A 9,556-nucleotide genomic window follows, 5' to 3' on the forward strand; every position below is an offset into this window, starting at 1 on the left:
TGGTACTTAAAACTCTCAGGAACGCGTAAAAGTGTTAAGCTCTAGGTACTCTTAGGCAGGCGCGAGACCATGCTCAAGGAAACGTCCATACCTTCAAGCTGGTAATGCGGCACGAAAGCGAACTTTCCTTTATAATAACCAGGATTCTCTTCGTCGGGAATGATCTCGATCGAAGCCGCCTTCAATGGCTTGCGCGCCTTTGTCTCTTCGCTCGAGGAGTCGGGCTGGCCATCGACGTAAAGATTGATCCATTCGGTCAGGGCCGTGTTCATCTGCGGGCCGGTCCGCGTACCACCGACCCAGTCGCGCACCATGCACTTCAAGTAATGCGCAAAACGGCAGCTGGCGAAGATATAGGGCAAGCGCGCCGAGAGGTTGGCGTTTGCCGTGGCATTGGGATCGACGAACTGGCCGGGCTTATGCACCGTTTGACCGCCGATAAAGGTCGCCTGATCGGTGTTCTTGCGATGGATCAGCGCCATGAACCCGGCACCTGACAATTCCGCCTCGCGCCGATCCGAAATGGCGATCTCGGTCGGGCATTTCAGATCAACGCCGCCATCGTCGCTCGGGAACATCGCCGTGGGCAGCCCTTCGAGCGTACCCCCCGATTCAACACCGCGGATGCGCGTGCACCAGCCATAGCTGGCAAACGATTCGGTGATTCGTGTAGCCATGCCATAAGCGGCATTGACCCACAGATGCTTGTCGTGCTCGCCGCCGGTCTCTTCCTCGAAATCGAACTCTTCGACCGGATCGGTTTTCGCGCCGTAGGTTGCGCGGCCCATGAAGCGCGGCATCGTCAGTGCAAGATAACGACTGTCGCTGGTATCGCGAAAAGCGCGCCATGCGCCATAGTCGGTCGCATCGAACAGCTTGCCCAGATCGCGCGGATTGGCCAGTTCCTGCCAGCTTTCCATGCCCATCAGGCTGGGTGCCGCCGCCGAGATGATCGGAGCATGCGCCGCAGCGCCGATCTTCGACAATCCCTTCATCACTTCAAGATCGGGTGCCGAGTGATCGAGGAAATAATCGCACACGAACGCGCCATAAGGCTGACCGCCCAGCTGGCCGAATTCCGATTCGTAGATCTTCTTGAACAGCGGGCTTTGATCCCACGCCGGGCCAGAATACTGGCGGAACATCTTGCGCGTCTCTTCCTTAGCGACGTTCATCACGCGGATCTTGAGTTGCGGACCAGTCGAAGTGTTCATCACCAGATAGTTCAGACCGCGCCACGCGCTCTCGAGCTTCTGGAAATCTTCGTGATGGATGATCGCGTTGACCTGCTCGGTCAGCTTCTTGTCAAGCGCCGCGCGCATGGCATCGAGCGTGGCGAAGACATCGGCGCCCACCACGTTGCTGTCTGCCAGCGCCTGCTGCGCCAATGTCTGAACCGCCGCTTCGATGCGATTTGCACGCGCATCGTCGTTCGGCTTGAATTCCTTTTGCAGCAGCGCCGCAAAATCGTCGGGCGCAAACGCGGTTTCGGTTGCTGCCGCGCCTGGCTGAAGTTGCTCTTGTGCCATTGATCCAACACTCCCCCGTGAACGTGAAATTCTCAGCCTTGCGCATCATCCTGCGAAGCAGGGGCGTCGCCCGATGGCTTGGCAGCAGCGAGCGACTTCATCAGGTCCGGATCCTTCAGGACTTTTTCGAGCAACTCTTGCGCGCCATCCTTGCCGTCCATGTACAGCATCAGATCGTTCAGTTCCTGGCGCGCCTCAAGCAGCTTGGCGAGCGCGGGAACATTCTTTGCCACCGCACCAGGCGAGAAATCTTCCATCGAAGTGAACGTAAGATCGACGGCGAACTTGCCCTCGCCGGTGAGCGTGTTCTCGACATTGAACGCCGCGCGAGGCGCCATGGCCTTCATCCGCTGATCAAAATTGTCCATGTCGATTTCGACAAAGTCCCGCTGATCGAGCGACTTCTTCTCGACATGGCTCTTGCCCGAAAGATCGGAGAGCACGCCCATCACGAAAGGAAGCTCGACCTTCTGCATCGAACCGTAGGTCTCGACTTCATATTCAATATGAACGCGGGGAGCCCGATTTTCCTTGATGAAACGCTGACCTGACTTAGCCATGACACCCCCCTTTGAAAAAACTCTCTGTGTACTTGTCACCAAACCCAGTAATCAAACATCCGCAGCAAACAATGGCAACCAATCGGGCGAAGCTCAGAGCATTGGCTTAAGTCACACCGATGTAAGTAGCCAATGCTTTATGTACCCGGCGCCTTCATCAGCACTTTTCGCGCCTCTTCGAGGCCGCCTGGAGCAATCTCTTCCAAAATCGCCATGAAATCGAGATTAACCCAGTCGCGCACACGGCGCAAGGCGAAAGGCACCGGACTTGCCGGCTCCTTGCGCGTGTAGTATTCTTCGATGGCAGTGATTGCGCGCAGCACATCCGGCCGCGAATTGATTCGGCCCGACATCGACAAGCTGCCGCCATCGCTGTCGCTGTCGCTATTGCCGTCATCAAACGATTCGCCGGAATCGCTCGCATCACCTTCAGCAGCGGACTGCACCCGCAAGAAGCCTGAAACCCCGCGCGCCAATTCATCCAGCACCGCGTAAATCGGCTGAAAATTCGTGCCGGTTTCGTGCCCGGCATTGGCGACCATCACAGTATCGGCGCGGCGAATCGACGCTGAGATCGTGTTCAGTCGTTCGATGATCGCGCCGAGATCCTCGTCGGTAGTTTCCTCGAGCAGCGCGCGGAACATCCCGTATCCCGCCTCATCGGTGCCCCCGGCGGCGAACCTTTGGAAGTCAGCACCCGAATAGCGACCGAGCCGCGGATGTTCGAGGAGAACCACATTGCGCAGCGGATTGAGGAACTCGCCGATCCGGGTGAGCCCTTCACAAGGGCCCTTGCGCCCCTGAAAGCCATACTCATCGAGCTGAGGATGCACTGAGTCCCATAGATTTTCGAAGAGGCCGGCCAGCAGCTGCGCGCCGTCTTCGATAGTGCCGAGTTGCCCCGCCTTCGCCCCGGCGCGCATCATGTAGATCGCCAGCCAGGTATCGCGCGTTTTCTCCGCCTGAGCGGTTATCGTGCGGAGCAAGGCGCGCCAATCGACATCGCTTGCGGCACCCGAATCGTCGCTTACCGATGTGTCGAAGGCAGCCTCGATCTCCTGACGGTCGCTGTCATATGACAAGTCCGGTCCGGATGGTTCGCTTTCACTGATCGGCGCGATCAACGCCTCGATGTCTATGGCCATTGCGCTAGCTGGTCCCCGCCCGATGCGTGCAGGTCAATCAGCCTTGACGACTTCCACCCGGCGATTGGCAGGCGAACGCGGGTTGCGCGGATTGAGCGGACGATCAAAGCCATAGCCGGCAACGGTAAACCGCGATTTGTCGACCGACTTCGATGCCAGAAAATCGACCACCGCTTGCGCGCGGCGCTGCGACAGGTCGAGATTATACGCACGATCGCCGACGGCATCGGTGTGGCCCTCGATCGCAAACTTCATGCCCGCCAGCTTGGGGGAAGCGAGCGCCGCAACAAACTGTGACGCATTGACCTTGGCCTGCGCGGTGAGGTCAGCCGATCCCTTGACAAAGGTGATCAGCAGGTTGGCACGGCCGGGCTGGGAAATGGCAAACTTCTGCGCGCCATATCCAGCGCCCGATGGCTGTTGCGGGCGCGGGCGCGATGCCGTGACCGCGGGGCGCGACGGGGTGGACGCGCTGGATGCGGCAACCGCCGGCGATGGCTTGGCACCAGGCTTGGCAATGCTGAAGCCGCGCGATGCGGGCTTGTCGCGGGCCGAGTCGGCTGGCGCAGCGTCGCAATCACCAGTCAATTGGCAGACAAGCTGATCAGGGCTCTGCTGCGCAACCGGCCCTGATTGCGCTGCTGAAGGGGCGGCAATGGCAATCCCCGCGATGGCCACAACAAAGATCAGTCGCATTGCATCACTTCCCCGGTTGATTTCGACTCTTCAATTTGTATGGCCATAACACGAATTGGGGGGGCCAAGTATAGGAATGTTGCCGAGCGGCCTTGCCTAAGCAAACCCGTCAATAGCGCCGCTAATAGCGGTTGCATACCGCCGCCCATCAATCAAGCGCAAGATAAATTTTTGAGCGCGGCGCGATTTTGCCGTAAGGAGCAGGATGTGGAGCGCTGGTGGGGCTGAAATAATGGAACGTCAGGTCAAACTCAAAGTCGACGCCGGCGACGAACAGGTCGAACTGATCCGGGTCGAGGCGGCGGAAGCGCTTTCGCAGCACTTTCATCTCGCCATCGATGTGCTGGCGCCGCTGGGAGAGATCGACTGGCTGCCGCATCTGGGCAAGCCTGCGGCCGTAACCGTCTATGAAGATGATGAATTACAGCGATATTTTCATGGTGTCGTGGTAGATTGCGCATTCATCCGCGAGATCACCGGAATCGGCAAAGATGCCGATGACGCGGGCGGCTGGGTCTATCGGTTGACGCTCAGGCCGAAGGCATTTCTGCACGAGCAGGGCAAATCCTTCCGCATCTTCCAGAACAAGACGGTCAAGGACATCCTTCAGAACATGTTCGAACGCTGCGGGATCGATGTCGATTACGACAGGCTCGATGGCGGCACCCGGATGCGCAGCTATTGCGTCCAATATGGTGAGAGTGATTTCGGCTTCATCTCCCGATTGATGGAAGAAGAAGGCATCTATTATTATTACGAGCACTCGCGCGAGAAACACGATCTCGTTCTATGCAGTTCGCCCAGCGCACACGCGCAAGTTGCGATGGCCATGACTTACAATCCTGTGGCATCGGCGGTCGCCATCGTGGATTCGGCGGCGCGCTCGGCGGGGGCGCATAAGCAGTTCATCACCAGCTGGCACGAGCGCGTCTCGACCGGCGGCGAAGCCAAAGTCACGATGCGCGACTTTGACTTTATCCAGCCGCATCAGCCGCTCGAAGTGGCCTCGGATGCCGAACGCGCACATCCCGAGGACGCTGTCGAGGTCTATGCCTATCCCGGCCGCTTCTACAAAAAGAATGATGGCACCGATCTTTCGCAAGTGGTGCTGGAGGCCCGCCGCGCCAATCGGCGGACGTTCTCGGGCGAATCGCGGGTCGGCTCGATCGCATGCGGCCTGATGTTCCATCTGGTCGATCACCCGTTCGCCCGGTTCAACGACAAGTATCTGATTACCCACGTGCATCACAGCATCGCCAGCGAACTCTACCGATCCGGGGTCGAGCAGGACGGCGCGCATCTCGTGTCATTCGAAGCGATCCCGGGCAATGTTCAATGGCGCGCCCCGCTGACCACGCGGCGGCCCGTGGTCGCCGGGCCCGAAACAGCGATCGTGACCGGACCCGATGGCGAGCAGATCCATACCGACAAGTACGGGCGCGTTCAGGTCCGCTTTCACTGGGATCGGCTCGACGTGCAGAAAGGAAACAACGAAGGCGAAAGCTGCTGGATCCGCGTTTCGCAAACCGGCGGGCTGGGCAACATCATCCTGCCGCGGGTGGGCCAAGAGGTGCTGGTCGATTTCATCAATGGCGACCCGGATCGCCCGATCGTTGTCGGCCGCGTCTTCAATGAATCGCACATGCCGGTCTATGCGCTGCCTGCGGGCAAGACCAAGGCGGTTTGGCGCACCGAGCGGTACAAGGAGCCCGCAGCTTACCCCGGCGCCGAAAAGCTTGAGATCAAGCAGGAACCTGTCAACGAAATCAGGCTGGACGACCAGGGCGGCAAAGAAGAGTTCTTCATGTACGCGCAGCGCGACATGAACACGTGGATCGAATACGATGAAAAACATCATCTTGGCCACGATCAGAGCATCAAAGTGGGCAACGACCGCACAGTCTATGTCAAAAATAACGAGACCAACACGGTTGAAGAGAACCGCAAGACGACGATCAACCTGACCGATAGTCTCGAGATCAAGAACAAGCTGACAACCAAGGTTACGGCTGGTGATGAAGAGCGCAACATCAGCAACAATCAGACAATCGAAGTTGGCAACGAAATCCTGATCAAAGCAGCCAAAAAGCTCACCCTTAAAGTTGGGGAGAGTTCGATCACCATGGATCCCACCAGCATCACGATCAAGACCGTGACCCTCAAGATGGAGGGTTCCTTGCTTGCAGAACTCAAATCAGCCCTCAACACGAAGGTCGAAGGGAGCGCGATGCTCACGCTCAAAGGCGGCATGGTGATGATCAACTAAGGAAAAGTTGCGATGACACACTGGACCCAGGTGACTTGGGGAAATGGCGGCCAAGTACTTGAATTTATCGGGCGCGACGCGGACGATATTGCCGCTGACAGCCATGCGGCCTTGGCGCCTGATCAATATTGCCAAGTGCTGATCGACCGCGGCGATATCATCGCAGCGGTCGAGTTCCTCGGCCACGCCTTGCCGCGTTATGAGGCGGTGGTTTGGGCGGCGCAAGTGCTGCGGCGGCTCACACCGGGGCAGGATGACATGCTGACTGCAGTGCTGCGCTGGATCGACGATCCCAACGATGCCCAGCGGCGCGCGGTTTATGAGCGGGCCGAGCGGTTGCCCAACGACAGCGCCAAAGCGCTGCTCGGTAATGCCGTATTCTATTCGGGCGGGTCGATATCTGGTCCCGATCTGCCCCCTGTGCTGCCCCCGGCCTTTGCTTGCGGGAAATCTGCATATGGCGCGGTCCTGAAGGCCGCTTATGCCACGAACGAGCCAGATACCATCTTGCGCGATGCCCTGCGCATCGGCGAAAGCATTGCCAGCGGCGGCGTGATCGCGTGAACCTGCCGCCGCTCCCTTCGCTTCAAGGCCGAATATCGCATCCATGCCGCTAACGCTGACCCTTCGCAACACTGACCGGCTGGACAACGGCTCACCCATCTCGCTCGTGCTCGATAAGCGCGGCGCGATCATCGGCCGCGCGGCCACGGTTGATTGGTGCCTGCCCGATCCCACGCGCGAGCTTTCATCGCGTCACTGCGAAATCCAGTTCCGCGACGGTGCCTATGTGCTCACCGACATCAGCACCAACGGCACCTTTCTTCAGGGCAGCGCGGGCCGCCTGCCCGCGCCGCGCACCATTGCCGCAGGCGATGTTTTCGTGATCGGCCAGTTCGAAATCGTCGCCGCGCTTGATGATGCCACCGCCGCTGCGATGGCCGCGCGCAATGCCTCGCCGCCGCCGCCGGCCTGGAAAGGATGGGGGCCGGCAGACGGCGCCGGCGCGCCCAGCCCGGCCCCTGTCGCCACCGGCTGGGATGCCGCCGCGCCCAGTGCGGCCATCTCCGGCGCTGGCCCGATGTCGGGAAACTGGGCCGCGCCCAGCACCGCGCCCGCCGAGCCCGCAGCCCCTGCTGGTGGCGGATGGGGCGCGATACCGTCCGCTGCGCCCGCCGCGCCTAATGCAACACCGGGTTGGGGCGCTCCTGCCGCTGCACCGCCGCCCCCGTCTGGCGGCGGTTGGGGCGCGCCGCCCACGCCGGCACAGCCCGCTTCCGGCGGCGGCTGGGGTGCGCCGCCCGCGGCGGCTGAGCCTGCCAGCGGCGGTTGGGGAGCCTCCGCGCCGCCCCCCGCCGCCTCTTTTGCAGCCCCGGCTGAGGCTTCGACGTGGGAAGCTGCCGCCCCGCCGCCCCCGCCGCCCTCGGATTGGTCGACCCCTGCCGCCGCCCCGCCGCCGCCGTCAGCGGCCGATGTGTGGGGGCAGGTCGCGGCGAGCAACGTCGTCGATTGGGCACGCGGCGGCTTCGGCGCGCCCGCGCCTGCACCCGCGTTCGATCCGGCACCGGCCCCCGCGTTTGCGCCGCTCCCCTCTGCCAGCGCGGCGGTCGCACCGACCATGCCGCCAGCCGAACATACCGCCATGCCGGCTCCCATCAGCGCGCCCGCAGCCATACAGCCCGCACCCGCGCCCGCGCCCCCGGGGCCAACCGCCAACACTGCGGGCGGCATTGAGCACCTGCTCGCCGCAACCGGGCTCGGTCCCGCCGCGCTGAAGCAGGAACCCGCCGCCGCGCTGCGCCAGGCCGGCGACGTGCTGCGGCGTTTGGTCGCGGGCTTCGTCGTCATGCTGGAGGCGCGGGCGCGGGCCAAGAGCCAGCTCGGCGCGGCGGGCACCAGTCTGGAGTTCGACGGCAACAATCCGCTCAAGTTTGCGCGCACCCCCGAACAGGCGCTGGCGCAGCTGCTCAATCCGGCAGAGCGCGGCTTCATGCCGGCCGACCGCGCGATCGAGGATGCGTTCCGCGATCTTCAGGCGCATCAGGTGGCCACGTTGAAGGCGATGCAGGGCGCGCTGCGCGCTACGCTCGAAAGGTTTTCCCCCACCGCCATCCGTGGCCGCGCCGATCAAAGGGGCCTCATCGCCAAGATCATGCCCGGCGCGCGCGATGCGGCGCTCTGGCAAACGTATGAACGCGAGTTCGGCGGCGTTGCCCAAGGCTCGGACGAAGCGTTCATGGACGTGTTCGCCAAGGAATTCCGCAAAGCATATGACGAGGCGGTCCACGGCGGTTGATCACTGCGCCATGCGCAGTGCGCCCGGCTCAATTGGGCAGGTTGTCGACCGTCTTGAACCAGACCATTTCGGCCTTCCAACCGCCCGCCGCCGCCGCTGCCAGAAACTTCTGTTTCCAGGCATCCCCGCGCTGACCCGCAGCGCCTGCGACAAACCCGGCATCGAGTGGCCGCTTGCCCGAAAGCAGCAGTAGCCCCGACCAGCCGGTGTGATTGACATCAATCGTCAGGCGGTATTGGTTGGCACCCAGCGCCACGCTTCCCGATGCCAGTTCGGAGGTCGAGCGGGTGATCTGCTGGATCAGCCCGCTAGGTTCAAGACCGAACAGGGCATATTCCTTGCCAGTATCGGCAAGATCGAAATTGACGACTGCCTTGGCACCAACTTGGCCGGAGTATTCGCCCGAGTCGAGCTTCGCCATTTCGAACTGGCGCTGCGCCGATGACATCCCGCTGCCCGATGGCGCGCGGATCTGGCGAAAGGCTTCGAGCGGGCCGCATTCGCTCGGTTCGATCGGCGAGACATCGCCAAAATCGAGATTGGCCGAAGCAACCCCGCCATCCGCAAGCAGTCGCGCGATCTGGCCTTGCGCCTCGGCCGGCCGCCCGGCGACGCCGCGCAGCGCCACCGCCAGACCGCCCTGGTCCGGGGTGATCGAAGCAACTTCGAGCCACGTGCACGCCACCGAGCTTAGTCCGCGATCGAGCGCGGCGCGCGCCGCAGCAGCCGGATCGGCCGGCGCGGCAACGCCCGCGTCAGGCGCGCCGCCCGCAGCGCTGTCGTCATTAACCGGCGCTGCAGGCCGTGTGGCCAGATATCCGGCCACCCCGATCACCAGCACAGCCGCCGCGATGCCGCCGCCGATCAGCGGCATCTTGCTCTTGCCCGCCGCGTCGCCGGCTGCGGGCATCGCGGCGAGTTGCTTGGGCTTCTTCTCCTTGGGCGGCGGCGGCGCGCCCCGCCCGGCAAGGCGCTCGACCACTTCGTCCATCGAACGGATCCGGTCCGCCGGATTGGGCCGCAGCATGTCGGCGATCACCGGGCGCAAGGTTTCGGGAATGGCC

The 9,556-nt window shown here is 62.2% G+C and carries 8 protein-coding genes; 3 read left to right on the top strand and 5 right to left on the bottom strand.

Features of this window, described 5'->3' with window-relative positions:
* Positions 1 to 41: 41 nt before the first annotated feature.
* From tssC to Q0O40_RS05370, 4 genes are all read right to left on the bottom strand, one after another.
* Positions 42 to 1,529 carry a type VI secretion system contractile sheath large subunit gene (tssC, locus tag Q0O40_RS05355; RefSeq protein ID WP_295527171.1) on the bottom strand — a complete coding sequence of 496 codons (1,488 nt, stop codon included), beginning with the start codon at positions 1,527 to 1,529 and terminating at the stop codon, positions 42 to 44.
* A gap of 32 nt (positions 1,530 to 1,561) precedes the next feature.
* Complete coding sequence (gene tssB / locus Q0O40_RS05360; protein WP_295527173.1) at positions 1,562 to 2,089, bottom strand: type VI secretion system contractile sheath small subunit; 528 nt, start codon at positions 2,087 to 2,089, stop codon at positions 1,562 to 1,564.
* A gap of 137 nt (positions 2,090 to 2,226) precedes the next feature.
* On the bottom strand, positions 2,227 to 3,234 hold the full coding sequence (locus Q0O40_RS05365) for a type VI secretion system ImpA family N-terminal domain-containing protein (RefSeq protein WP_295527175.1): 1,008 nt from the start codon (positions 3,232 to 3,234) through the stop codon (positions 2,227 to 2,229).
* Between the two features lie 33 nt (positions 3,235 to 3,267).
* Positions 3,268 to 3,930 (bottom strand): OmpA family protein, encoded by a 663-nt coding sequence (locus Q0O40_RS05370; RefSeq protein ID WP_295527178.1) that lies wholly within the window; start codon positions 3,928 to 3,930, stop codon positions 3,268 to 3,270.
* A 232-nt stretch (positions 3,931 to 4,162) separates the two neighbouring features.
* On the opposite strand from Q0O40_RS05370, the gene Q0O40_RS05375 reads away from it, so the two are divergent.
* Genes Q0O40_RS05375 through tagH form a run of 3 tightly spaced genes read left to right on the top strand, consistent with a single transcriptional unit; the run spans position 4,163 to position 8,492 of the window.
* Positions 4,163 to 6,196: a type VI secretion system Vgr family protein gene (locus Q0O40_RS05375; protein ID WP_295527181.1), complete on the top strand. Its 2,034-nt coding sequence runs from the start codon at positions 4,163 to 4,165 to the stop codon at positions 6,194 to 6,196.
* Between the two features lie 12 nt (positions 6,197 to 6,208).
* Positions 6,209 to 6,760 (top strand): hypothetical protein, encoded by a 552-nt coding sequence (locus Q0O40_RS05380; protein ID WP_295527183.1) that lies wholly within the window; start codon positions 6,209 to 6,211, stop codon positions 6,758 to 6,760.
* 43 nt (positions 6,761 to 6,803) lie between these two features.
* Entirely contained in the window at positions 6,804 to 8,492 is a 1,689-nt protein-coding gene (tagH, locus tag Q0O40_RS05385) for a type VI secretion system-associated FHA domain protein TagH (protein ID WP_295527185.1), read from the top strand.
* 28 nt (positions 8,493 to 8,520) lie between these two features.
* Here the strand turns inward: tagH and Q0O40_RS05390 are convergent.
* On the bottom strand, positions 8,521 to 9,556 hold a 1,036-nt coding region (locus tag Q0O40_RS05390), incomplete at its 5' end, for a hypothetical protein (RefSeq protein WP_295527187.1).

The sequence above is a fragment of the Novosphingobium sp. Chol11 genome, assembly GCF_945870625.1.
In the GTDB taxonomy this organism is placed as follows: domain Bacteria; phylum Pseudomonadota; class Alphaproteobacteria; order Sphingomonadales; family Sphingomonadaceae; genus Novosphingobium.